The 24,208-nt window shown below is 71.2% G+C and carries 16 protein-coding genes and 1 pseudogene; 8 read left to right on the plus strand and 9 right to left on the minus strand.

The window, feature by feature from the left end; all coding sequences use genetic code 11:
• Positions 1-126: 126 nt before the first annotated feature.
• The 5 genes from V6V47_RS19350 to V6V47_RS19370 all read right to left on the minus strand — a co-directional run bounded on the left by V6V47_RS19350 (position 127) and on the right by V6V47_RS19370 (position 5,108).
• Positions 127-1,164, minus strand: a complete 1,038-nt coding sequence (locus V6V47_RS19350; RefSeq protein WP_334629675.1) for a lactonase family protein — start codon at positions 1,162-1,164, stop codon at positions 127-129.
• Positions 1,165-1,249: 85 nt separating this feature from the next.
• On the minus strand, positions 1,250-1,852 hold the full coding sequence (locus V6V47_RS19355) for a GTP-binding protein (protein ID WP_334629676.1): 603 nt from the start codon (positions 1,850-1,852) through the stop codon (positions 1,250-1,252).
• Positions 1,833-2,222, minus strand: a complete 390-nt coding sequence (locus V6V47_RS19360) for a DUF742 domain-containing protein (RefSeq protein WP_334629677.1) — start codon at positions 2,220-2,222, stop codon at positions 1,833-1,835. The genes V6V47_RS19355 and V6V47_RS19360 overlap by 20 nt, the downstream gene beginning before the upstream one ends.
• A complete protein-coding gene (locus V6V47_RS19365; protein ID WP_334629678.1) occupies positions 2,212-2,634 on the minus strand; it encodes a roadblock/LC7 domain-containing protein in 423 nt (140 codons plus the stop codon). The genes V6V47_RS19360 and V6V47_RS19365 overlap by 11 nt, the downstream gene beginning before the upstream one ends.
• A complete protein-coding gene (locus V6V47_RS19370) occupies positions 2,634-5,108 on the minus strand; it encodes a nitrate- and nitrite sensing domain-containing protein (RefSeq protein WP_334629679.1) in 2,475 nt (824 codons plus the stop codon). Before V6V47_RS19370 ends, V6V47_RS19365 begins: the two co-directional genes overlap by 1 nt.
• Positions 5,109-5,431: 323 nt before the next feature.
• On the opposite strand from V6V47_RS19370, the gene V6V47_RS19375 reads away from it, so the two are divergent.
• The 5 genes from V6V47_RS19375 to V6V47_RS19395 all read left to right on the plus strand — a co-directional run bounded on the left by V6V47_RS19375 (position 5,432) and on the right by V6V47_RS19395 (position 9,581).
• On the plus strand, positions 5,432-6,028 hold the full coding sequence (locus tag V6V47_RS19375; RefSeq protein ID WP_334629680.1) for a hypothetical protein: 597 nt from the start codon (positions 5,432-5,434) through the stop codon (positions 6,026-6,028).
• 11 nt (positions 6,029-6,039) lie between these two features.
• On the plus strand, positions 6,040-6,990 hold the full coding sequence (locus V6V47_RS19380) for a hypothetical protein (RefSeq protein ID WP_334629681.1): 951 nt from the start codon (positions 6,040-6,042) through the stop codon (positions 6,988-6,990).
• A 146-nt stretch (positions 6,991-7,136) separates the two neighbouring features.
• On the plus strand, positions 7,137-8,798 hold the full coding sequence (locus V6V47_RS19385; RefSeq protein WP_334629682.1) for a sodium:solute symporter family protein: 1,662 nt from the start codon (positions 7,137-7,139) through the stop codon (positions 8,796-8,798).
• Between the two features lie 15 nt (positions 8,799-8,813).
• Positions 8,814-9,122, plus strand: coding sequence for a hypothetical protein (locus V6V47_RS19390; protein ID WP_334629683.1), 309 nt, complete (start codon positions 8,814-8,816; stop codon positions 9,120-9,122).
• A gap of 72 nt (positions 9,123-9,194) precedes the next feature.
• Complete coding sequence (locus tag V6V47_RS19395) at positions 9,195-9,581, plus strand: hypothetical protein (RefSeq protein WP_334629684.1); 387 nt, start codon at positions 9,195-9,197, stop codon at positions 9,579-9,581.
• Positions 9,582-9,698: 117 nt separating this feature from the next.
• Here V6V47_RS19395 and V6V47_RS19400 read toward each other — a convergent pair whose 3' ends face one another.
• Entirely contained in the window at positions 9,699-11,447 is a 1,749-nt protein-coding gene (locus tag V6V47_RS19400; protein WP_334629685.1) for a glycoside hydrolase family 6 protein, read from the minus strand.
• A gap of 658 nt (positions 11,448-12,105) precedes the next feature.
• Here V6V47_RS19400 and V6V47_RS19405 point away from each other — a divergent pair.
• Both V6V47_RS19405 and V6V47_RS19410 read left to right on the plus strand, forming a co-directional pair.
• The gene (locus tag V6V47_RS19405; RefSeq protein WP_334629686.1) at positions 12,106-13,485 is read left to right on the plus strand and encodes a hypothetical protein; all 1,380 of its coding nucleotides are present in this window, start codon (positions 12,106-12,108) and stop codon (positions 13,483-13,485) included.
• A 1-nt stretch (position 13,486) separates the two neighbouring features.
• Positions 13,487-14,164, plus strand: coding sequence for a class F sortase (locus tag V6V47_RS19410; RefSeq protein WP_334629687.1), 678 nt, complete (start codon positions 13,487-13,489; stop codon positions 14,162-14,164).
• Between the two features lie 73 nt (positions 14,165-14,237).
• Here the strand turns inward: V6V47_RS19410 and V6V47_RS19415 are convergent, their stop codons facing one another.
• Positions 14,238-19,319 carry an NAD-glutamate dehydrogenase gene (locus V6V47_RS19415; RefSeq protein ID WP_334629688.1) on the minus strand — a complete coding sequence of 1,694 codons (5,082 nt, stop codon included), beginning with the start codon at positions 19,317-19,319 and terminating at the stop codon, positions 14,238-14,240.
• A 290-nt stretch (positions 19,320-19,609) separates the two neighbouring features.
• On the opposite strand from V6V47_RS19415, the gene V6V47_RS19420 reads away from it, so the two are divergent.
• A complete protein-coding gene (locus tag V6V47_RS19420) occupies positions 19,610-21,577 on the plus strand; it encodes a penicillin-binding transpeptidase domain-containing protein (protein ID WP_334629689.1) in 1,968 nt (655 codons plus the stop codon).
• Between the two features lie 395 nt (positions 21,578-21,972).
• Here V6V47_RS19420 and V6V47_RS19425 read toward each other — a convergent pair.
• Both V6V47_RS19425 and V6V47_RS19430 read right to left on the minus strand, forming a co-directional pair.
• A pseudogene (locus V6V47_RS19425) lies at positions 21,973-23,064 on the minus strand (arginase family protein); the annotation flags it as partial.
• 69 nt (positions 23,065-23,133) lie between these two features.
• Positions 23,134-24,057, minus strand: coding sequence for a tetratricopeptide repeat protein (locus V6V47_RS19430; protein WP_334629691.1), 924 nt, complete (start codon positions 24,055-24,057; stop codon positions 23,134-23,136).
• Positions 24,058-24,208: the final 151 nt, after the last annotated feature.

Below are 24,208 nucleotides of genomic sequence, written 5' to 3' on the forward strand. Positions count from 1 at the left end.
TTCCTGCCACAACCGTTCGGACGAAAGTTACTCAGGAGATACAGTTGATCGCGGTTTAGCTGCGGAGCGTGATGGTACGGCCTCGTGGCGTTGCAACTTCGCGGTGTCGTCCGTCGAACTCTCAGCTCACGGCAGCACGCAGGTCGGGCTCGGCACCGGCACCGGCTCGCCGATCGGCACCGGGATTCCGGTGTCGGCGTCCCGCCGGAAGATCCGCACCATGTCCGCCCGCTCGTCGGCGACGTAGAGGTGCTCGCCGATCAGCGCGAAGTGCCGAGGCCACCCGCCGTCGGTGTCCACCTCGGCCACCAGTTCGGGCAGCTCACCGACCAGATCGAAGACGGCGATAGTGCCCACCCCGCGGTTGGCGACGTAGAGGAAACGCCCGTCCGGGCAGACCGCCACCTCCGACGGCTGGACGTGACCGGACCGCTCGCTCGCCTCGACGCGACCACGCTGGTGCAACCCGCCGTCGTCGGTCAGGTCGTACGCGGTGACCGAGGCGTCCAGCTCGCCAACGAGATAGCAGCGCCGCCCGTCGGGGTGGCGGGCCAGGTGCCGGGGGCCGGTGCCGGGGTTCGTCCGGATCCGTGGCCCGCGGGGCACCAGCCGCCCGCTCGCGCCGTCCAGGTCGTACCGGTAGACCGAGTCCGTGCCGAGATCCACCGCGAGCAGCGGCCCCCGGCCCGCCCCCGGCGAGACCATGTGGCTGTGCGCCCGGTCCTGGCGCTCCGGGTCGGGGCCGTGCCCCTCGTGCACCACCAGGTCGGTGCGCTCGCCGGGCACACCCTGCGGGTCGAGCGGGAAGACCGCGACGCTGCCGCTGCCGTAGTTGGCCGCCACGAGGTGGCCGCCGTCGGGCAGCACCGCCAGGTGGCACGGCTCGGCGCCGCCGGTCGACCGACTACCGAGGGCGTCCAGTGCGCCGTCCGGCCCGACCGTCCACGCGCTGATCTCCCCGTCCGCCAGTTCGTTGACCGCGTAGAGCACCGGCTGGGACGGGTGCCGGGCCAGGAAGGACGGGGACGGCGTGACCGCCACCGTGCCGAGCGGGGTCAGTGCCCCGGTGGCCGGGTCGCGGCGGGCCGCGATGATGCCGCTGCCCCGTCCGCCGCTCTGCGCGGTGTAACCCCCGATGTGGACGACCTCACCCTGACCACTCACGTCCAACTCCTCCGCCGGCATCCTCCGTCGATCCAACCAGAGGCTGCCCGCGTCGCCGCCGGCTTAACCCGCTTTCCGGCCCCGGTCATGCCGCCGACACCGGCTCCCCGCGCTGCCGGGCCACGTGCTCGACCAGGGAAATCAGCACCAACTTCCCGGACTGCCGGTCCCGGGCGTCGCAGAGCACCATCGGCACGTCCGGGTCCAGGTCGAGCGCCCGGCGTACGGTCTCCAGGTTGAACCTGCGGGAGTCGTCGAAGCAGTTCACGCCCACCACGAACGGGATGCCCCGCTGCTCGAAGTAGTCGATGGAGGGGAAGCAGTCGGCGAGCCGACGGGTGTCGGCGAGCACCACCGCGCCCAGCGCGCCGAAGGCCAGCTCGTCCCAGAGAAACCAGAACCGGTCCTGACCCGGGGTGCCGAACAGATAAACCTGCAGGTCGTCGTTGATGGTGATCCGACCGAAGTCCATCGCCACCGTGGTGGTCGACTTACCCTCCACCCCGGAGATGTCGTCGGTGCCGATCCCGGCGTCGGTCAGCACCTCCTCGGTCTGCAGCGGCCGGACCTCGCTCAACGCGCTCACCAGCGTCGTCTTGCCAGCCCCGAAGCCGCCGGCGATGAGGATCTTTAGTGCCAGTGGGATGGTGAGGCCAGATCCCGCCTGGTCATAGCGCACGAAGTCCACTGACCACCGCCTTGAGGATGTTGTCGTCGGGAAGCTGGCCGGCGGTCGGCGGCTCGTGCACCGCGACCAGGCCCTGAGTGAGGAGGTCTCCGAGCAGTACCCGGACCACACCGAGCGCGAGGTCCAGTTCGGCGGCCAGCTCGGCCACCGGCACCGGCCGGCGAGCCAGCGCGACCAACCGCCGGTGCTCCGGGAGCAACTGCGGATGGGCCTCCGGGTCGAGGTCGGCCCCGGCCAGGACCATGGCGATCAGGTCGAATCCGTCGACGGCGGAGCGTACCCGGCCGCCCGTCAGGGTGTACGGGCGCACCACCGGGCCGGCCTCACCGTCCAGCCACTCGTGCTGCGGCCCGGGCGGCTCAGCCCGCATCACCGGCACCCGCCGACGAACGGGCCGGCGTCGCGAGGTTCTCCCCCACCCGGATGACCAGCATCGCCATCTCGTACGCGACCAGGCCGATGTCCGCGTCGGCATCGCTCACGACGGCCAGGCAGGTGCCCTGCCCGGCGGCGGTGACGAAGAGGTACGCCGATTCCATCTCCACCACGGTCTGCCGGACCGGGCCACCGTCGACGTGTCGGCTCGCGCCCCGGGCCAGGCTGGAAAAGCCAGCGGCGAGCGCGCAGAGGTGCTCGGCATCGGAGCGTTCCAGCTCGGCCGAGGAGCCGAGCAGCAGCCCGTCGGCGGAGAGCACCACCGCCTCCCGGGCTGCCGGCACCCGTTGCACCAACTCGTCGAGCAGCCAGTCGAGGCCGGTGTTCTGCTTCGTCGAATGCCGCACTAGGCGTCCCTCTCAGTCGGGGTCAGGGGTTCGGGGGCGGTAACCGGTCCGGGCACGGCGGACGTTGCCGGCGTCGGGTCGGCCGCCGGCCCCGAGGCGGCCGGGGCGGGCAGCGCCGCCCCACCTGGCGGCGCCACCGGCGCCGTCGAATCTGCCGGCACCGAAGGACCCGCCGGCGCTGGTGGGCTGGCCGGCGCTGGTGGGGCCGGTGGCGGGACGACGGTGGCGCGGCCTCGGGCGGTGCCGGCCTGTAGGGCCGCCATGACCCGGCGCACCTCCTCCGGCGAGCGGGGCGTGGGGGTGTCGGCGACCGCCGACACAGGCCGGGCATCGGGGGTACGGCGTCGCACCCGCCGAGGCAGCCCGTCCAGGTCGTCCGTGGTCCCACCGGCGGTCGACGCCCGATCGGCCGCACCGCCGCCCGAGCCGTTGGCGAAACGTGTGTCCACGGCCGTCGTCGCACTGGCCGACGGGGCCGTGGGCGGCCGGGTGCGGGCGACCCGCGGCCGCTGGGCGTTGCCCCGACGCCCGGCCCGGGACAGCCGGCGGTCCGGCGCGTCGCCCAGCGTCGCCGGGTCGGGGCCGGCGGGCGGTTCGGCGGTGACCAGGTCGCTGGGGACCAGCACCACGGCGGTCACACCGCCGTCGCCGGAGGGGCGCAGCCGCACCTTCACGCCGTGGCGGGCGGCCAGCCGGGCCACCACGAAGAGGCCGAGCCGAGCGCTCTGCGTCGGGTCGAACTCGGGCGAGCTGGCCAGCCGGACGTTCGCGCTCTCCAGCGCCGCGTCGGACATCCCCAGCCCGCGGTCGGTGATCTCCAGGGCGTACCCGTTGGCCACCTGCTCGCCGGTGACGGTGACCCGGGTGTCCGGCGGGGAGAAGGCGGTGGCGTTCTCGATCAGCTCGGCGAGCAGGTGGATGACGTCACCGACGGCCCGGCCCAGCACACCGGCCGGGTGTACGGCGGTGATGTCCACCCGGTCGTACGCCTCGACCTCGGAGCTCGCGCCCCGGATCACGTCGACCATCGCGACCGGGTTGCGCCAGCCCCGACCCGGCGCTGAACCGGCGAGAATGACCAGGTCCTCGGCGTGTCGGCGGAGCCGGGTGGACAGATGGTCCACCTGGAACAGTTCGGCCAGCTCGTCCGGATCCTCGGCGCGTCGCTCCATCTTGTCCAGCAGGGCGAGTTGCCGGTGCACGAGGCTCTGGCTGCGCCGCGCGATGTTGAGGAAGACCTCGTTGAGCCCTCGGCGGAGGGTGACCTCGTCCACCGCGGCCTGCACCGCCGTGCGCTGCACCTTGGTGAAGGCCCGACCGACCTCGCCGATCTCGTCGTGGCCGTACTCCAGCGGAGGCGCCTCGCGGGCGACATCGACCTGCTCGCCACGCCGCAGCCGGGTGACCACGTCGGGCAGTCGGTGGTCGGCCAGCTCCAGGGCGGCGGTACGGACTCCGCTGAGTCGGCCGGCCAACGTGCGGCCGACCCGCAGCGCCACCAGCACCGAGAGCACCACCGCGCCAAGTCCGAGGACTCCGGTGGCGGCCAGCCGGACCAGGATCCGGACCGCCATCGGCACCGAACGGTCGGTGAGCCCGTCGGCCTCGGTCAGCTCGAAGTCGCGGAGCTGCTGCTGTACGGCGTCGTGGCTGGCCTGCCAGGCGGCCGCGTTGACCGGGGGTCGACCGGACCGGTTGGCCGAGATCACCGCGTCCTGCAGCGTGCGCAGCCGGCCGAACGCCGCGCCCTCGGTCAGCTGCTGGTACGCGGCCCGGCTGGCGTCGGGCAGGTCGGCCACCGCGCTCTCGATGAGCCACCGCTCGTTGCCGATGATCTGGACGAGCTGGGCGTGCTCGCCCACGTCGAACCGGCCGGCGATCAGCGCGCCGGACAGCAGGGCGTCGGTCTGCCCGAGCAGCTCCCGGGAACGGCCCAGTGCGGTGAGCGCGTGCGCCTGCCGGTTGAGGCCGGGGTCGGCCAGGTTGGCCATGCCGTCGAACGCGTGGAAGGCCGCGGTGATCATGCCGCTGTACAGGCCGAGCGCGCCAGCTCGGTCGACCTTGTAGTCGTCGATGAAGCCTCGGCCCGCAGGCAGCGCCGCCAAGGCGGTGACCAGCTGGTCGACCCGGGCGTCGAGCAGGTCGTCGGCGGCGTCGCGCAGCGCCTCCCCGTCGACCCGGCGACGCAGCTCGGCGACCGCCCGATCGGTGCGCTGCCGCTGCTCGGTCAGGGCCGGCAGCTCGTCGGTGCCGGCGAGCTGCACCACCGAGAGCCGGCGTTCCCGTTGCAGCTCGGTGACCACCGTCTCGCCGGGCCGGCCCAGGTCGTACAGGAGGGTCCGGGCGGACAGGAGGTCCAGGGCCGGACCGAAGGTCAGCGTGGTGGCAAAGATCCACAGGGCCAGCAGCGCGGTCACCGGCGCGACGACCAACGCGGTCAGCTTGGATCGGATCGGCCAGTCGCGGGTTCTCATCAGACCTCGCCCGTACAGGTGGCAGGAGGGATGCCGGCACCGCCGGGCAACGCGCCGACCGGTCACGCCCGGCTGACGCCGGGCACCGGCGCGGGCGCCTTGGGCAGGATACGTAATAGCGGGCCGTTGCACTACCGCCCGTCGCGCCGAGGTCAACGCCGTGCTGGAGGCACCGTCACGTCGAGCGCCCGCCAACGCACTCCCGGGGCGCTGGGTGCTCTCTGGAACGAGTCAAGTTCTGGCCGAAACTGGCGAGGAAAGTCCCCCGGATCGGGATTGGTGATCAGTGCGCGGAGGGAATACCAGGTGACGAAGGAGGAGCCATGTCGCCCACGCAGATAATCGTCATCGTGCTCGTCGTGCTGGTGGTCGTCGCGGCACTGGCCGTGGCCGCCCGCTCGCTCACCCGGCGCCGCGAGCTGCGCAGCCGGTTCGGTCCGGAGTACGACCGGGTGGTGGCGGAGCAGGACAGCCGGCCCGCCGCGGAGCGCGAGCTGCGCGACCGGGAACGCCGCCACGCCGAGCTCACGCTCACCCCGCTCAGCCCGGAGTCCCGGGCTCGCTACGTCGCCGCCTGGGAAGAACTCCAGGTCCGCTTCATCGACTCGCCGAGCGAGACCGTGGGTGATGCGGACGAGCTGGTCACCCGGCTCATCGAGGAGCAGGGCTACCCGACCGGGGACTTCTCCGACCAGATCGCCCATCTGTCCGTCGAGCATGCCCGCACGCTCAGCAACTACCGGGACGCGCACGAGATCCACCTGCGCAACTCCCGGGGCGAGGCCAGCACCGAGGAGCTGCGCCAGGCGGTCGTGCACTACCGGGCGCTCTTCGCCGACCTGCTCGGTGAGGAGCCGGTCGGTCACCGCCCACCCGAACAGCGCCACCCGGACACCCCGCACGACGCCACGAGCCGTTGAGGAGGCCACCGATGCGCCATGAAGAGCAGCAGGTGAGCAACGACCACCCGGAGGCCGTCCGCTCCGCGCCGGTACCGGTGCCAGCGACCGGCGACCGGGCCGGCCACACGGACGTACCCGAGGACGCCCTGGACGACCGGGGCACCTTCGACGACCCGGCCGCCGACGACGAGTGGACCGACGGCTCCGACCGGCGCGCCCGCCCCGATGACCGGGCGACCGACCCGGACGACGAGCGCGAGTTCCACGAGCCGGGTCCGCTGCCGACGACGTTCGGCGCCACCACCGTGTCCGACGCGGTGGCGGCGTCCGCGCTGGCCAGCCCCAACCGCGAGGACCAACCGGACCCCCGGGCGGAGCGGACCGCCCAGCCCGGCGACGGCGCCGAGGACGGCGAGCCCGTGGGTCTGCGCGCGGACCCGACCGCGGAGTCGGAACTGCACCGCCGCGACATCGACGCGGGAGCCGATTCGGACACGGACACGCGCACCGTCGTACCGGTGGGAAGCACGGACGGCGCGCCCGAACGACGCAGCGATCTGACCGGGACCGACGGCGAGGCGGACGCGGCCCCCTACGGCAGCGCGACGCCGGAGATGGTCGACCCGGATGCCGACGGTGATCCGGCACCCACCGGCACCTCCCTGGAGTCCGCCGGGACGTCGCTGCCCGCCGGGTCGACGGTGGCGGCCGAGCCGGCCACGCTCCTCGACGCGGACACCGCGCAGGGGTTCCGGGACCGGTGGCGGGACGTGCAGTTGCGCTTCGTCGACGATCCACAGGCTGCGGCTGGCGAGGCGCAGTCACTGGTGGAAGAGGCCATCCAGGCGCTCGCCTCGGCGCTGGCGGCCCAGAAGAACACGCTGGGCGGCTGGCAGGACGCCGGCTCGGCGGACACCGAGGAGCTGCGGATGGCGGTACGCCGCTACCGGGACTTCCTGGACCGCGTGCTCGGTCGCTGAGCGACAGACCACGGGCGCCCCGGCCGTCGGCCGGGGCGCCTCCGCATGCCGTAAACGCCGCATCCCGGCCCGGAGGCGTGAAACCTCGCGCCCTGGGTAATAGGCCGCGCGGATCCGATCACGGACAGCGACGAGAGGTGACGGGGATGGACGGCGGGGGCGGTCTTCGGCTCAACATGAACGGCCTGGACTACCTCATCCTGGCGCTGTACTTCGTCACCGTCCTCGGGGTCGGCTTCGCCGCGCGGCGGGCGATCCGGACCAGCGTCGACTTCTTCCTCTCCGGCCGGTCACTGCCGGCCTGGGTGACCGGGCTCGCCTTCGTCTCGGCGAACCTGGGCGCGCTGGAGATCATCGGGATGGCCGCGAACGGCGCCCAGTACGGCGTGATGACGGTCCACTACTACTGGATCGGCGCGGTGCCGGCGATGGTCTTCCTGGGCATCGTGATGATGCCCTTCTACTACGGCTCGAAGGTCCGCAGCGTGCCCGAGTACCTGCGGCTGCGATTCAACCGCCCCACCCACCTGCTGAACGCCCTGAGCTTCGCCGTCGCCCAGGTGCTGATCGCCGGGGTGAACCTGTACGCGCTGGCCCTCGTGATGCAGGCGCTGCTTGGCTGGCCGCTCTGGACCGCGGTCGTGGTCGGCGCGGCGATCGTCCTCGCGTACATCACCATCGGCGGTCTGTCCGGGGCGATCTACAACGAGGTGCTCCAGTTCTTCGTCATCCTGGCCGGCCTCATCCCGGTCACCGTGATCGGCCTGGTCAAGGTCGGCGGGGTGAACGGACTGATGGACGCGGTCCGCGACTCCAAGCTCGGCGAGGCCGGCCTGCACGCCTGGCAGGACACCGGCAGCACGGCCAACCCCCTCGGCGCGCAGTGGATCGGAATCGTCTTCGGCCTGGGCTTCGTGCTCTCCTTCGGCTACTGGACGACGAACTTCGCCGAGGTGCAGCGCGCCCTCTCGGCCAAGAACATGAGCGCCGCCCGGCGTACCCCGATCATCGCCGCGTACCCGAAGCTGTTCATCCCCCTGGTCACGATCATCCCTGGCCTGGTGGCCCTGGTGACGGTGAAGGGCCTCGGCGCGGACAGCGGCGCCCTCCAGTACAACAACGCGATTCCGCTGCTGATTCGCGACCTGCTTCCCAACGGCGTGCTCGGGGTGGCGGTCACCGGCCTGCTCGCCTCGTTCATGGCCGGCATGGCGGCCAACGTGAGTGGCTTCAACACCGTCTTCACCTACGACATCTGGCAGGCGTACATCCGTCCCGGCCGGTCGGACGAGTACTACCTGAAGGTCGGCCGCTGGGCGACGGTCGCCGCCGTGGTCATCGGGATCGGCACCGCGTTCATCGCGGCCGGGTTCAGCAACATCATGAACTACATCCAGGCGCTCTTCTCGCTGTTCAACGCGCCACTGTTCGCCACCTTCATCATCGGCATGTTCTGGAAGCGGATGAGCGCGCTGGCCGGCTTCTGGTCACTGCTGCTCGGCACCCTGGCCTCGCTGGCCACGTACCTGCTCTACAAGGGCGGCGTGATCGGCTTCAACTCCGACCTGGAGGAGAGCTTCTGGGGCGCCGGCATCGCGTTCGTCACGGTGGCGGTGGTCGCCGTGGTCCTCACCCCGCTCACGTCGCCCAAGCGTGACGAGGAGTTGCGCGGTCTGGTCTACGGCATGGGCGGCGTCGACATCAAGGGCGACGTGCTCACCGGGGACGCCGTCTGGTACCGCTCCCCCGTACTGCTCGGCGTGATCGCGGTGGCGCTCGCCGCCCTCTTCTACATCCCGGTCTTCTAGGAAAGGGGTCGGCAGATGGACAACCACGGCCAGCCGGCACAGGACCCGCTGATCGACGAGGCGCAGGCGGAGCAGCGCCGTTCCGCCGCCGCCCGCCTGTTCGACATCCGTCGCGTGATCGGTGGGCTCTTCGTGGCGTACGGGATCATCGTGACGTTGATCGGCGTCTTCGACAGCCGGGCCGAGATCGACAAGGCCCAGGGCGTCCGGATCAACCTGTGGGCCGGGCTGGTGATGCTCGTCTTCGGCCTGCTCATGCTGCTCTGGCAGTGGATGCGCCCGGCGGAGTCGCCGACCCCCAACGAGAAGCAGCCCGACAGCTGACCGCATGGGCGCCTCCGCACCGGGTAGGCGAGGGGGATCACAGGCAACGCGCCGGACACAGGAGGCAGCGCCATGACCAATCGTGACCGCCGACCGCCGCTGGAGGAGAGCCCGGAGATGGCCGCCGCGGTGGACGACGACAGCACCGTGCCGCAGCTCAGGTCGGGAGGCGGCGCCGATGCGGACACCCCGTCCTTCGCCGAGCCTCGCGACCGGCCGGGCGACCTGGCGCCGGACACCGACGACGTGATCGCCGACCCGTACGCGGCGGGCACCGGGGCCACCGGGACGGGCACCGGCGCCGGCGGGGACAACATCCGCACCGGTGCCGAGCAGCCCTGGGAGCCGGAGGACCTCGTGATGGCCCGGGGGCAGGACCTCACTCCGGAGAACCTGGACAAGGCGCGACGTGATCTCGCCGAGCAGGGGCGGGCGGCGATCGAGCGCACCGTGCCCTGACCTGGGCGCAGTGCGGGGTCCCCGGCCCGACCATCACGGTCGGACCGGGGACCGGGGAACCTGCCGCCGGCAGTGCCTCACCTACCGCTGGCGGCGGGTTGGTACGGGCGCGATCCGTCAGAGCGCCGGGTACGCGTTGCGCATCAACTCCTGGAACTGGGCGGAGAACCACGCGCCGGAGATGGGCGCGTTGGGCAGCGCGCCGCTCAGGCTGTTGCCGTTACGGGCGTTCCCGGTGTAGGTCGGGTCGCACATCCGGTCGAAGCCCTTGCCCTCGTCGTTCGGGATGAGTTCGCTGGAGCCGTCCGACTCACCGGGCGGCTTGACCCAGACGTACGCGTCGATGCCCGCCTCCGGCGCCGCCGTGGGCCGCTCGCCGAGGCCGGCGCCGGACTGGTTGCACCAGTTGCCGGCGTGGATCCGACGGTCGATCCGGCCACCGTTGACGTAGGTGTCGACGGTGGTCGTCGCGCCCGGTCCGGTGGGCCGCGCGGAGCCGCCCCAGCCGTTGCGGGAGGTGTCGATCAGCATGCCGATGTTGCTGTCGAAGCCGACCGAGACCAGCTTCTGCCGGAACGCCTGGGCGAACGACAGCTCGTCGACGTAGAAGTTCCAGTCGATCCACTTGGACTGCCGCACCGTCGTGCCGTTGACCGAGTCGGTGATCTTGACGTACGGCTCGCGCAGCGCCGAGTAGTTCGCCGTGTTGACGATGAAGCCGTGCACGTTCGCCACCGTGCTGCCGGAGGCGACCGCGGCGCTCTTGAGCATGTCGGCGGTGGGACCGAAGTTGCTGTCCCAGCCGATCCAGCCGTGGTGTGCGGCGTCGATGTAGTTGTAGACGTTGCCGATGGCGCCGAGCTTGCTCAGCGCGTACCCGACGCCGTTGACGTACGCGCCATTGGCCTTGACCGTGTCGCACATGGCGGTGCCGCCGGGCTGACCGGAGGTGTTCGTCACCAGGTTCGGCAGCGAGTCGATCTCGATGATGTTGATGATCCGCAGGTTCCGGTACTTCGACTCGGCCTGGATCGCGGCGATCGGGTCGATGTACTCGGCCTTGTAGCGGGGCAGGTCGTTCGGGCCCAACTCACCGTTGGAGGCGAGCGCGGCGCAGTCCCGCCCGGGCAGGTTGTAGATCACGAACTGGATGTATCCGGCGCCCTGACGCAGTGCCTCCTCGAGGTGGTCCCGCACCCCGAAGGCGCCGTTGGAGCTGCTGCCGGAGGTGCCGTTGATGGCGGCGATCCGGTCCAGCCAGACCGCGGTCGGGTTGTTGGAGACCCGGCTGCCGCCCGGCTCGGCGTCCGCCTTGGCCTTCCACTCCGGGTTCACGTACCCCCGGACCCCGGCGTACGGGTTGTTCACCTTGCTGCCCGCCGGCGGCGGGTCGGTCGGCGGCGGGTCGGTCGGCGGGGGATCGGTCGGCGGGGTGGTCCCGCCGTTGCAGACCACACCGTTGAGGGTGAACGAGGCCGGCTTCGGGTTGCTGCCGCTCCACGCGCCGTTGAAACCGAGGCTGGTCGACGCGCCGGTCGCGAGACTGCCGTTGTACGACAGGCTGCGCGCGGTCACCTGGCTGCCGGTCTGGCTGAACTCGGCCGACCAGCCCTGCTGCAGCCGCTGGCCGGAGTTGGGGAAGGTCCAGCCCAGCGTCCAACCGTTGATCGGGTCACCGAGGTTCTTGATGGTGATGCTTGCGGTGAAACCACCGGGCCAGTCGTTCGTCGTGTACGCGACGTCGCACTGCGTCGCGGCGTGCGCCGCGGTGACCGGTAGGGTCACCAACCCACCGGCGACCAGGGCGCCCGCGCTGGCGAGCGCGAGGGCCCGGCGTTGGCCGGACAGCCTTCTCCACACATTCATGCCACTGATCTCCTTGGGCGAGACCGGGCCCGGGTACGGCCCGGCGGGACGGCCCGGTGGGCGTCCTTGGACGGACGGCCGCCGGCGCCAACGGGATTCTTTGGGGCCCGCCCGGACGGGCTGTGGTGGTGGTGAGCGGCCGGCGCGCGGCCGGTCGGTCTGTCGGCGGCGGAACGTCGTCCGGCGGACCGGATGCCCTCGACTCGCTGCCTGCGCGGTATGGCTCTGCGAACCGCGTGTGCCGATTCTTGCATGGGAGCGCTTCCATAGCAATGGTTCGATGCCTTCAGCAGGACGCCCAAGGCGGATTTCGAGCCGGCACCGCGACTCCGAGATCGGTCCGGCCCAAAGTCGGACGATCCCCTCGCCGCGGACCGAGTGGTGTGAGCAGGAGCGGGAATGCCGCCGCCGGCCGGTACCGGACGAGCCCCATGAGGGACACATGGCGAGCGCGCAACGCCATGCGCCACGTGGAACGCCGTGACGCGGGTGAGATGGCGCTCCGTACGGCGAAAGCCGCGTAGCACCCCTTAGCCGCTTACCTACAGCAAAAGGCAAAATGCGAATCTTTCACTCGATAATTCGTGAAACGGTCTAACGTCTGTCTTAGCTCGGTTGTCGCCGGGCTCAGGACAACAGGGATGGAGTGACGCAGGTCATGGCTAAGAAGATGCTCGGGAAGGTCGTTGCGGGCGCCGCGCTCGGCGGTGCATCGCTCCTGGTGTTCTCGCCGGGGATCGCGTTCGCCGAAGGACACCACGACGACGGCAAGGTCTACGCCAAGCCGCACGTCGTCAAGGCCGGCGACGAGGTCAAGCTCCTCGAGATCTGCCCGGATCGGCAGGAGCACGCGTACGTGTGGTCCAAGGTCACCGGCAAGGTCAAGCTCAAGCCCGTCCGCGACGACCGCGGCGACGATCGCGGCGACGAGTGGAACAAGGAGGAGGACTCCTACGACCACGACGACGAGGGCAAGGACGAGCACGGCAAGGACGACGACAAGGGCAAGGACGAGCACGGCAAGGACGACGACAAGGGCAAGGACGAGAACGGCAAGCACGAAGACGGCAAGGAAGACGACAAGAACAAGGACGAGCACGGCAAGGACGAGAACGGCAAGGACAAGTCGGGTGGCCAGGGCGGCGGCGCTGCCGCCGACGCCTACGGCGACGAGGACAGCAAGGACTGGAAGGGCGAAGAGCACGACCAGGACGCCAAGGACGAGGACAAGAAGGACTGGGAGTCCAAGGACGAGGACAAGAAGGACTGGGACTCCAAGGACGAAGACAAGAAGGACTGGGACTCCAAGGACGAGGACGAGTACGGCTCGGACGAGCGCGACTCCGACAAGGGCTGGGAGTCCAAGGGCGACGACGAGTACGGCTCGGACAACGAGTACGGCTCCGACGACGAGTACGGCTCGGACCGTGGCGGCGACTACGGCAAGGACGACGACGAGTACGGCTCCGACCGTGGCGGCGACTACGGCAAGGACGACGACGAGTACGGCTCCGACCGTGGCGGCGACTACGGCAAGGACGACGACGAGTACGGCTCCGACCGTGGCGGCGACTACGGCAAGGACGACGACGAGTACGGCTCCGACCGTGGCGGCGACTACGGCAAGGACGACGACGAGTACGGCTCCGACCGTGGCGGCGACTACGGCAAGGACGACGACAAGTACGGCTCCGACCGTGGCGGCGACTACGGCAAGGACGACGACAAGTACGGCTCCGACCGTGGCGGCGACTACGGCAAGGACGAGGACCGCTGGGAGCACGAGCGGGAATTCGTCTACTACGGCGAGGCCAAGGTCGACGAGGATGCCCGCCCGGGTCGCTACGAGCTCAAGGGCTCCTGCGGCGAGGGTGAGCTGGTCGTGCTGCCGCACGGCGGGGTCGACGGTGGTGACGGTGGCATGAGCACCGGTACCGACCGTGGCCTGGCCACCGGTGGGGCGAGCCTGCTCGGCGCTGCGGCACTGGGCGGGATCGTGCTGATGCGTCGTCGGCGCACCGATGGTTCCCTCATCTGACGTGACGACGTCACGGGCCGGCGGCCGTCACGGGAAACCGTGGCGCGCCGCCGGCGCGGTCGTCGTCGTCACCGTGGCCATGGTGGGTGCCGGCATGATCGGCGCCGCCACCAAGACAACGTCCACTCCCCGCCCGCCGCAGCCCCTGGCCCAGGCCGGGCCGCAGTTGCCCGGGCCGGCCGACACCACCGGGGCTGTGACGCTGGGGGAGGTCGCGGCCGGGATGGCTCGCTCCGCCCCGACCAGCATCGAGATCCCCCGGATCGGCGTCGACGCGACGATCCTGTCGCTGGGCACCAACCCGGACGGCACCGTCCAGGTCCCCCCGTTGGATCAGGCCGAGAAGGCCGGTTGGTACGAGCCGGGCGCGAGCCCCGGCGAGACCGGCAACGCGGTCATCGTCGGGCACGTCGATTCGGCGAAGCTCGGCCCGGCCGTCTTCTTCGACCTCGGCTCCCTCGCCCCGGGTGACACGATCACCATTCAGCGGGCGGACGGGACACCGGTCACCTTCCGGGTCGACTCGGTGCAGTCGTACCCGAAGACGGCCTTCCCCACGGATCTGGTGTACGGGCCGAACGACCGGCCCGGCCTACGGGTGGTCACCTGCGGCGGTCAGTTCGACGAGGCTGCCAAGAGCTATCCGGACAACGTGGTCGCCTTCGCCACGCTGATGTAGTGACCCAGGATCACGAACGCGGTCCGGCCGGTCGGGTCACCCCGACCGGCCGGACCGCGTTCGTCGTGCGGGCTCAGACCGCGGCCGAGGTCCGCACCAGCGTACGGATCTGGCGCAGCAGCACGGACAGGGCGGCGAGATCCGCCCGCGACTCGTCGAACTCCCCCATCGCCTGCCGGGCACGGTGGATCGAGGTGGCGTTCGACTGCTCCCACTCCTGCACTCGCTCGTGCGGCGAGCGTTCGTTCGGGGTGGAGCCGAGCACCTCCGCGGTGAGCGCGGCCAGCGCGGCGTACAGGTCGTAGCGCAGCGCCATCCGGGCCAGCGTCTGCCAGCGGTCCTCCCGCGGCAGCAGGGAGATCTTCGACAGCAGTGAGTCGACGCGGAACAGGTCGGAGAGCACGAAGTAGACCGAGGCCACCTCGCTGACGTCCCGACCGCTCCTGGTCGCGGTCTCCACCACGTCCATCAGGCCGAAGCTGTACATCAGGCGGGTCGCCTGCTCGGCCAACTCCCGGGGCAGCCCACGCTGCGTCATCGAGTCGATGTGCGCCGCGATGCCCTGCCGCTCGCTGCCGTAGAACAGATCCTCGAGCCCCGGCAGCAGCCGGGCCACCCCGTCGCGCAGCCGGGCGATCTCGGCCGGCACGTCGATCGGTGAGCGCCGGTTGGAGACCAGCCAGCGGACCGCCCGGTCGAGCAGCCGCCGGGTGTCCAGGTAGACGCTGGTCTGCAGCTCCGGGGCGACCTTGTTGTCCAGAGCCTCGACCGCATCCCACAGCTCGCGCAGCCCGAACACCTCGCTGACCACCACGTAGGCCCGGATCACGTCGGCCGCGCTGGCCGCCGTCTCCTCGACCACCCGGAAGACGAACGAGATACCGCCCCGGTTGATCGCCTCGTTGACCAGCACGGTGGTGACGATGTCCCGGCGCAGTCGGTGCTGGCCCATCCGGTCGGCGAACCGCTCGCGCATCGGCGTCGGGAAGTAGTTGACCAGGACGTCGGTCGTCCACTCCTCGTCGGCCAGACCCTCGGTGAGGATCTCCCGTTCCAGGACGATCTTCACGTACGCGAGCAGCACCGCGAACTCCGGCGCGGTCAGCCCGGACTCGCTGCGGACCGCCAACTCCTCGTCCGGCGGCAGCGCCTCCAGCGCCCGGTCCAACGCGCCGGACCGCTCCAGCTCGTTGATCATCCGGCGGTGCACCGGGAGCAGCGAGGCCGCCTGGGCCTGAGCGTTGTTGATCGCCCGCGCCTGGTCGTAGTTGTCCCGCAGCACCAGTTCGGCGACCTCGTCGGTCATCTCGGCCAGCAGCTTGTCCCGATCGGCCGTGGTCAGCTCCCCGTCGGCCACCGCAGTGTTCAGCAGGATCTTGATGTTGACCTCGTGGTCGGAGGTGTCCACCCCGGCCGCGTTGTCGATGAAGTCGGAGAAGATCCGACCACCGGTCACCGCGTACTCGATGCGGCCGAGCTGGGTCCAGCCCAGGTTGCCGCCCTCGCCGGCCACCCGGCAGCGCAGGCTGCGCCCGTCCACCCGGATCGCGTCGTTGGACTTGTCGCCGACCTCGGCGTTGGTCTGGCTGGACGCCTTGACGTAGGTGCCGATGCCGCCGTTCCAGAACAGGTCCACCGGCGCGGTGACGATCGCCTTCATCAGCTCCTGCGGCGAGAGCTGGGTGACGTCGTCGTCCAGACCGATCGCCGCCCGGACCTGCGGCGTGATCGGGATGGACTTCGCGGTACGCGGGAAGATGCCGCCGCCGTCCGAGATCAGCTCGGGGTTGTAGTCCTCCCAGGAGGAGCGGGGCAGGTCGAACAACCGGCGGCGCTCCGTGAACGAGCTGGCCGCGTCCGGCGACGGGTCGAGGAAGATGTGCCGGTGGTCGAAGGCGGCCACCAGCCGGATGTGCTCGGAGAGCAGCATTCCGTTGCCGAAGACGTCACCGGACATGTCCCCCACGCCGACCACGGTGAAGTCCTGCGTCTGGGTGTCCAGCCCCAGCTCCCGGAAGTGCCGCTTGACCGACTCCCAGGCGCCCCGAGCGGTGATGCCCATCTTCTTGTGGTCGTAGCCGGCCGAACCGCCGGAGGCGAACGCGTCGCCCAACCAGAAGGAGTGTGCCGTGGAGATCTCGTTGGCGATGTCGGAGAACGTCGCCGTGCCCTTGTCCGCGGCCACCACCAGGTACGGGTCGTCGCCGTCGTGCCGGACCACGTCCTCGGGGGGCACGATCTGCCCGCTGACGATGTTGTCGGTGACGTCCAGCATGGCGCCGACGAACTCCTTGTAGCAGGCGACGGCCTCGTCCCGGTCGCCCGGCTTCTGCTTGAGCACGAAGCCGCCCTTGGCGCCGACCGGCACGATCACCGTGTTCTTCACCATCTGCGCCTTGACCAGGCCGAGCACCTCGGTGCGGAAGTCCTCCCGCCGGTCGGACCAGCGCAGCCCACCTCGGGCCACCGGCCCGAACCGCAGGTGCACGCCCTCGAACCGGGGCGAGTAGACGAAGATCTCGAACTTCGGCCGTGGCGCCGGCAGGTCCGGGAGGGCCTGCGGGTCGAGCTTGAAGGCCACGTACGCCTTCGGCCGCCCGTCGGCGCCCCGCTGGTAGAAGCTGGTCCGCAGGGTCGCCTCGATCAACGTCAGGTAGGACCGAAGGATCCGGTCCTGGTCGAGGCTGGCCACGTCGTCCAGCGCGCCACGGATCGTCTCCACCAGCTCGGCGCTGCGCTGCTGCCGCTGCTCCGTGCTGAGTTGACCCGGCGCGAACCGGATCTCGAAGAGCTCGACCAGCAACGCGGCGAGCTTCGGGTACGCGACGAAGGTCTGCTCCATGTAGTCCTGCGAGAAGACCGTGCCGGCCTGCCGCAGGTACTTCGCGTACGCCCGCAGCACCACCACCTGTCGCCAGGTCAGGCCACCGCGCAGCACCAGCTCGTTGAACCGGTCCACCTCGGCCTCGCCGCGCCAGGCCGCCGCGAACGCGTTCTCCACGTGCGGGCGCACCTCGGCCAGCTCGTGGTGCCCCTCGGACAGCCGCAGGCCGAAGTCGTACAGGTAGACCCGGCCGTCGATCCGGTCGACCTCGTACGGGTGCTCGTCGACCACCCGGACACCGAGGGAGTGCAGCACCGGCAGCACGGCGGAGAGCATCATCGGCTCGCCGTACCGGTAGACCTTGAACCGGACGTCCATCGTCTCGGCCAGGTCCGCCCCGGGCACCCGGGTCCCCGGTCGGGGCGCGAGCTGCTTGCGGAACAGGTGCATCTCGAGCTGGCCGGGCTCCTCCAGCAGCTCCAGCTTGGCCAGGTCCTTCATCGCCTCGTACGGCGTGTGCCCGTCCTTGTAGCCCTCCGGGAACGCGTCGGCGTACCGGGCGAAGAGGTGCTTGGCCTGCTCGTCGCCGAGCTTGCGCTCCAGCACCAGCCGGTAGTCGTCGTCCCAGAGACGGGTCGCGTCGGCCAGCTCCTCGGCCAGCAGATCGGCGTCGATGTCGCCGGGCGGCCGACTCGGGTCGGTGCGGACGATGAAGTGCACCCGAGCCAGCATCGACTCGGTGACGCGGGTGGTGTAATCCACCCCGACACCGTTCAGCTCGCGCAGCAGGATGTCCTGCATGCGCAGCCGGTTCTGGGTGGTGAACCGGTCCCGGGGCAGGTAGATCAGGCAGGAGATGAACCGGCCGTACGCGTCCCGGCGGAGGAAGACCCGCAGCTGTCGGCGGCCGGCCATCCGCAGCACGCCGATGACCGCGTGGTACAGGTCGTCGGTCTTGATCTGGAACAGCTCGTCGCGCGGGTAGGTCTCCAGGATCTGGAGCAGGTCCTTGCCGGAGTGGCTGCGTCGGCTCAGGCCGGAGCGGTCCAGCACCTCGGCCACCTTGCGGCGGACCACCGGCAGCTCCCGCACGCTGGTGCGGTACGCGGCCGTGGAGAACAGGCCAAGGAAGCGCCGCTCGCCGATCACCTCACCGGCCTTGTTGAAGATCTTGAAGCCGATGTAGTCCAGGTACGCCGAGCGGTGCACGGTGGCCCGCGAGTTGGCCTTCGTGATGATGAGCAGGCGCTTCTCCAGCACCTTCTCGTGTGCCTCGGGCGTCATCGACGACAGCGCCCGGGCGTCGGGCGAATCCGAGCGCAGGATGCCCAGACCGGTGCCGAGCACCGCCTCCAGCGCCTTGCCGTCGACCAGCTCGGCGTCGTCCCCGGCGGGCACATCTACCAGCCGGTACTCGCGGTAGCCGAGGAACGTGAAGTGGTCGTGGGCGAGCCACCGCAGCAGCTCCACCGAGTCGGTGATGTCCTTCTCCGGCACCGGTGGGCGGTTGTCCGAGGTACGGGCCGAAGCCAGCTCGTCGGCGAGCGCGAGGGACCGCTGCCGCATTTTCGGCCAGTCCTCTACCGCCTCGCGCACGTCGGTGAGCACCCGCTGCAGCTCACGGCGCAGCCGCTCCCGTTCGGTCGCGTCCCGGACCGGATCGATCTCGATCCGCATCCAGCTCTCGATGATGTCGCCGGCGATCGCGTCATCCGGCTCCACGTCCGCGGAGACCTCGGTGAGCAGGCCCAGCGGCTCGCGCCGGACCACCACCAGCGGGTGCACCAGCAGGTGGACGTCCAGGTGGTACGAGTTGAGCAGCGCGGTCACCGAGTCGACCAGGAACGGCATGTCGTCGGTGACGATCTCGACGACGGTGTGGTGCTGGTCCGCGTACGGCTCGTGGATCCGAAGCTTCAGCTCCCCCGGCACCCGCTGCTGGGCCAGGTCCCGGTGCGCGCGGGCCGCGTCGAGCATCTCCTCGGCGGTGAAGCCGATCAGCTCCTCGTCCGGTGCGAACCGCCAGAACCGGCCAACCAGGGTCGCCGCGTCGTGGTCGTCACCGGCGAGCGCGACGGCCTGGGCCACCAGACGCTCCGCGTTGGGCACCGGCTCGTCGAGCTCGGAGTCCTCCACGTCGTCCGCCAGTGCCTCTGCCGGCAGGCCCAGCTCGTAGATGGTGTCGATGCTCGACCCGGTCAGCCCGGTCACTCCCGTGTCGAGCCGGCCGTAGCCATCCCCGTCGGTCGCGGAATCGAAGCTGTCGTCGTCCCGGCCGGAGTCATCCTGCCGGAGGTCGGGTTCCGGTTTGATCGCCGGACGCCGGTCCATCGGTGCCACTCCCCTCGACCCACCGCATTGTGGGTCACTCTGACGCCCAGCCTAGGCCCTACCGTTTCGCGCCTTCGTCGGCGGACCATGGGCCGGACGTCCGGATCGGGACTTTGTCCTTTCACCCGTTGCGGGTAGGAGCTTGGCCAGTTGCCGGATACCCCGCCCCGCGATGTTCATCACACCAGCGCCGCCCGTCTTTCCGCACGTGGAACCCCAGCGCGGGACGATGAGGACACCGTCCGCGTATTACCGTGCAGAGCAGTCCGAAATCGGAAGGACCCGCTCCTATGCACCTGCCGTACCCCCAGCACCACCGGTCGAACCACGCCCGTCGGTGGCTCGCCGCCCTCGCGGCGACCCTGCTCACCGTCGGCGGCTCGGCCGCCTGCTCGAGCGACGACGGGCCAGAGCGCAGCGTTGACGCCTTCCTCGCCGGTTGGCGCAGCGGCGATCTCCACTCCGTCGGCCTGGTCAACCCGACCGGCTCCAAGCTGCCGGCCGCCGACGTGTCGCGCGAGATCAAGGAGCTCTCCGGCGAGCTGGCAGCCACCCCGCCCGCGCTCACCCGCCGAGGCGAGCCGAAGATCACCGCCAACGTGGCCACCGTGGGCATCCGGGTGGAGTGGACCCTGCCCGGTGAGACCCGCTGGGCGTACGACCGGGAGCTGCGACTCACCCACGGCGACGATGACCAGTGGCAGGTGATCTGGGAGCCCCGGGTGCTGCACGAGCAGCTCACCGACGGTGACCGGCTGGGGCTGCGCCGCGACAGCGCGCCTCGGGCCGGGCTGCTGGACGCCGCCGGGCAGCCGATCGTCACACCCCGCCCGGTGGTCCGGGTGGGCGTGCAGCCGAGCGAGGTCACCGACATCAAAAAGCTGGTCAAGGACCTCGACGCGGCCTTCAAGGCGATCCGCCCGGCGCTGATCCCGGCCGTCGACCTGACCGACCTGCCGAAGCGGGTCGCCGAGGCCGAGCCGGGTGCCTTCGTGGAGGCGGTGTCGTTGCGCGCGGAGGCGTACCGGCAGATCAAGCCCCGGATCCACGAGCTCCCCGGCACCAAGTTCATCGACGACAAACTCAACCTGGCGCCCACCCGGGAGTTCGCCCGGGCACTGCTCGGATCGGTCGATCCGGCGCAGGCCGACGACCTCACCAAGCACCCCGACCGGTACGTCGCCGGCGACCTGGTCGGCCACGGCGGTCTGCAGGGCCGCTACGACGAGCGGCTGCGTGGCGCCCCCGGGCTGACCGTGCTGGTCGAGCACCCCGCCGAGGGCGGCAAGGTCGAGCCGACCGGCACCGAGCTGTTCCACCGCGAGCCGCAGCCCGGGCAGGCGTTGAAGACCACCCTGGACGTGACCGCCCAGACAGCGGCCGACGGGGCGCTGCGCGCGGAGCCGCGCCGGTCGGCGCTGGTGGCCGTACGGATCAGCGACGGCGCGGTACTCGCCGTCTCGAACGGCCCCGGGCCGGCCGGGGAGAACCTGGCCTTCACCGCCCAGGTGCCGCCGGGCTCCACGTTCAAGATGGTCAGCGCGTTGGGCCTGCTCGACAAGGGTGCGGTCACCCTGGACGGGCCGGTGAACTGCCCGAAGACGTTCACCACCGACGGTCGGTCCTTCAAGAACTCCGACAACTTCGTGCTTGGTTCGGTGCCGTTCCGCACCGACTTCGCCAAGTCCTGCAACACGGCGTTCGCCGCGCTGGCACCGAAACTTGGCGGCGACGGGCTGGCCACCGCCGGCCGCTCGCTCGGGCTGGAGGGTCAGTGGGACCTCGGCACGGACGCCTTCACCGGCAAGGTCTCCACGGGTGGCAGCGCGGCCGAGCAGGCCGCCGCCTCGTTCGGGCAGGGCACCACGCTGGTCAGCCCGCTAGCCATGGCCGGCGCCACCGCGGCGGTCGCTCGGGGGCGCTTCGAGCAGCCGAAGCTGGTGTTGGACCCGGCGCCCGCCAAGCCGGCCGCGGCCGGCGAGCAGCTCAAGCCGGAGTCGGTGGAGGCGTTGCGCACGATGATGCGCGAGGTGGTCACCACGGGCACCGGCAGCGCGCTCAAGGACGTGCCGGGCGGCGCGGTCTACGGCAAGACCGGCACCGCCGAGTACGACAACAACCCGGCGCACACGCACGCCTGGTTCGTCGGCTGGCGGGGCGACGTCGCGTTCGCCGTCTTCGTCGAGCAGGGCGGCGCCAGCACCGCCTCCGCCGTCCCGATCGCCGAGCGCTTCCTACGCGCCCTCCCCGCCCGCTAACCCGCCGCCCCCGAGCCCGCGCCCCCGCGCCCCTCGGGTGATCCCCCCAGTTCGCTGATTTCGGGGTGTCCAGGCCAACTGGACGCCCCGATATCACCGATACCGAGTGGATCACGCCTGCCGGGCAGGCGCCGTGGTCAGGCGGTGTCTGCGTTGGGCGGGGTGGGCTGCTCCTGGGAGCTGGGGGTGGGGCGACGGAGTTTGCCGGGCCCTACCGAGGCGGGCGGGCCGACCGGCTCCCGCTCGATCGGCGCTGGCTCGACGGCCGGCTCCGAGTGGACCGGGCCGAGGATGCCGATCGGCTCCAATTCGGTCGGGGCAGAGGCAGAGGCCGAGGCGGCAGCCGCCTCGGCGGACCGCGAGGACGGGGCGTCCAGAGACAACAGCCCGGCGGCCGAGATGCGCGCGGCAGACGGCCCCGCGTCGGTCATGGGCCGGTCGCCGTTGGCGGCCCGGTCGTCACCCGTGGATCGGGGGCCGTCGCGCCGCTCGGGGGCGACCGCGGGCCGACTGGTGCCGCGCCGCGGGTTGGGAGTGGTCGGACGGGCCGACAGCAGTCGGGGTGGGACCGCCTCCGGGGCGGTCACCGGGGCCAGGCCGGCCACCACGGTGTTGACGATCTCGGCGGCGTACGAGCCGTCCGGGTCGTAATCGGGGTCGAAGACGGTCAACTCGACACCGAGGCAGTGTGGGGTGTCGACCAGGCCGGCCAGCAGGATCTCCAGCTCGGCGAAGGCGATCCCACCCGGGTCCGGTGCGTCCACGGCGGGCATCACCGCCGGGTCGAGCACGTCCACGTCGATGTGCACCCAGTAACCCGCGCAGTCGGCGAGCTGCTCGTGCGCCCACTGGGCCGTCCGGGCCGCCCCCTCGGCGCGCAGCGCCGGCACCGGCCTGGTGATGATCCCGGCCGCCTGGAGGTCGAGCCGGTACTCGTCCTGCGCCCGGATGCCGAGCACCACCACGTCGATGTCGCGAAAATATGGTCGGCGGCCCTCCAGCGCGGCCAGATCGGCTTGCCCACGCCCGGTGACCAGGGCCAGGTCCTCGCCGGCCGCCGCGCCCACGTAGGAGGCGTTGCCGGGGTGCCGAAAGTCGGAGTGCCCGTCCACGAACACCAGCCCGATCCGCCCGCCGACCGCCTCCCCGAGGCGGTGCATGGCCAGCGCCGAGCCGAGCAGCACCGAGCAGTCCCCGCCCAGCACCACCGGGAACTCGCCCCGATCGATGATCGAGCCGATCCGCTCGGCGAGCGCCAGCGAGTAGTCGGCGATCTCCCGGGCGTGGCACACGCCGTCGCCGGGCCGCCAGTCGCCCGGGTCGTACCGGGCGGGGGTGATGCAGCCGGCGTCGCGGGCCCGCAGCCGGGCCAGCAGGTCGTGGTCGCGCAGGGCACCCGGTGCCTTGGCGCAGCCCGGCACCGAGGTGGACGTCGGCGGCCGCAGACCGAGATTTGTCGGCGCGTCGAGGACGGCGATCCGGCGCATCGTGAGCTCCCGTCCTCGGTGGTCGGGCGGGCCGGCCGGAACGCCGGCCCGCGCTGGCGTGCTACGAACTCAGAACAGTGCGCTGGCCAGGGCCCGGCGTGCCGAGGCGACCGCCGGATCTTCCGGGCCGGCGATGGTGAACAGCGAGACCAGGTGCTGGCGTACCGTCTCCCGCTCCTCACCGGCGGTGCGCCGGACCAGGCCGACCAGCCGGGCGTAGGCCTGCTCGGCCAGGCCGCTGAGCACCTCGATGTCGGCGGCCAGCAGCTGTGCCGGCACGTCGTCGGGGGCGCTCTCGGCGGCAGCCAGGGCAGCGGCCGGGTCGGCGCCGGCGACCCGGCGGGCCACCCCGACCTGGGCCAGGCCCGCCTCGGCCGCGGCGTCCGCCGGGGCGTCAGCCAGGATCTTGCGGTACGCCCGCTCGGCGGCGTCCAGGTCACCGCTCATCAGCGCGTCGTCGGCCTCGTCGAGGCGGGGGTCCTCCGGCTGGGCGACGGCCACGCCACCGGCCTTGAGTACGGCCTGGAGCCACTGTCGCAGCTGCGCCTCGGGCACCACGCCGGAGAAGGCGTCGACCGGCTGACCGCCGACCACCGCGTACACCATCGGGATGCCCTGGACCCGGAACATCTGCGCGATGCGGGGGCTCTCCTGCACGTCGACCCGGGCCAGCACCCAGGCACCGGCGCCCTCGGCGGCCAGCCGCTCCAGCACCGGAGCGAACTCGTCGCTCTCGGGGAAGCCGGCCGCGCCGAAGAAGACCACGACGGGCAGTGCCATCGACCGTTCGAGCACATCGGCCTGAATGGTCGCTTCGGTGACGTCGACGATGGCGGCGTCACCACCGGCGGCGGGTGTGCCGGGTGTGCCGCCGGACGGACCGCCCTGCGGGGGTGTGCCGGGGCGGGGACTGGCTGGTGCGGGGCCGCGCAGCGTGCTGAGGTCGACCGCGCCGCGGGTGAAGATCGACGAGGTGATCCGTGGGTCGCTCATGGTTACCTAGTCTCGCACGTAAGCGCGGATTCCCGGCTCACCCGCAACCCCGACGTTGCAACTCTCACCTGCATTTCGTCACCCCGCCGCCCACCCCGCGATCTTGCACTTTCGGTCGCCAAAACGCGGCATATGCCGCATCTGCCGGGGC

The sequence above is a fragment of the Micromonospora sp. CPCC 205539 genome, assembly GCF_036906815.1.
Taxonomy (GTDB): Bacteria; Actinomycetota; Actinomycetes; order Mycobacteriales; family Micromonosporaceae; genus Micromonospora.

Bases quoted from the DNA above. Each gene is read 5' to 3' on its own strand.
- V6V47_RS19405 (WP_334629686.1), top strand. From the start codon at position 12,106: ATGGCTAAGAAGATGCTCGGGAAGGTCGTTGCGGGCGCCGCGCTCGGC.
- V6V47_RS19390 (WP_334629683.1), top strand. From the start codon at position 8,814: ATGGACAACCACGGCCAGCCGGCACAGGACCCGCTGATCGACGAGGCG.
- V6V47_RS19385 (WP_334629682.1), top strand. From the start codon at position 7,137: ATGGACGGCGGGGGCGGTCTTCGGCTCAACATGAACGGCCTGGACTAC.
- V6V47_RS19360 (WP_334629677.1), bottom strand. From the start codon at position 2,222: ATGCGGGCTGAGCCGCCCGGGCCGCAGCACGAGTGGCTGGACGGTGAG.
- V6V47_RS19420 (WP_334629689.1), top strand. From the start codon at position 19,610: ATGCACCTGCCGTACCCCCAGCACCACCGGTCGAACCACGCCCGTCGG.
- V6V47_RS19395 (WP_334629684.1), top strand. From the start codon at position 9,195: ATGACCAATCGTGACCGCCGACCGCCGCTGGAGGAGAGCCCGGAGATG.
- V6V47_RS19400 (WP_334629685.1), bottom strand. From the start codon at position 11,447: ATGAATGTGTGGAGAAGGCTGTCCGGCCAACGCCGGGCCCTCGCGCTC.
- V6V47_RS19415 (WP_334629688.1), bottom strand. From the start codon at position 19,319: ATGGACCGGCGTCCGGCGATCAAACCGGAACCCGACCTCCGGCAGGAT.
- V6V47_RS19375 (WP_334629680.1), top strand. From the start codon at position 5,432: ATGTCGCCCACGCAGATAATCGTCATCGTGCTCGTCGTGCTGGTGGTC.
- V6V47_RS19380 (WP_334629681.1), top strand. From the start codon at position 6,040: ATGCGCCATGAAGAGCAGCAGGTGAGCAACGACCACCCGGAGGCCGTC.
- V6V47_RS19430 (WP_334629691.1), bottom strand. From the start codon at position 24,057: ATGAGCGACCCACGGATCACCTCGTCGATCTTCACCCGCGGCGCGGTC.
- V6V47_RS19370 (WP_334629679.1), bottom strand. From the start codon at position 5,108: ATGAGAACCCGCGACTGGCCGATCCGATCCAAGCTGACCGCGTTGGTC.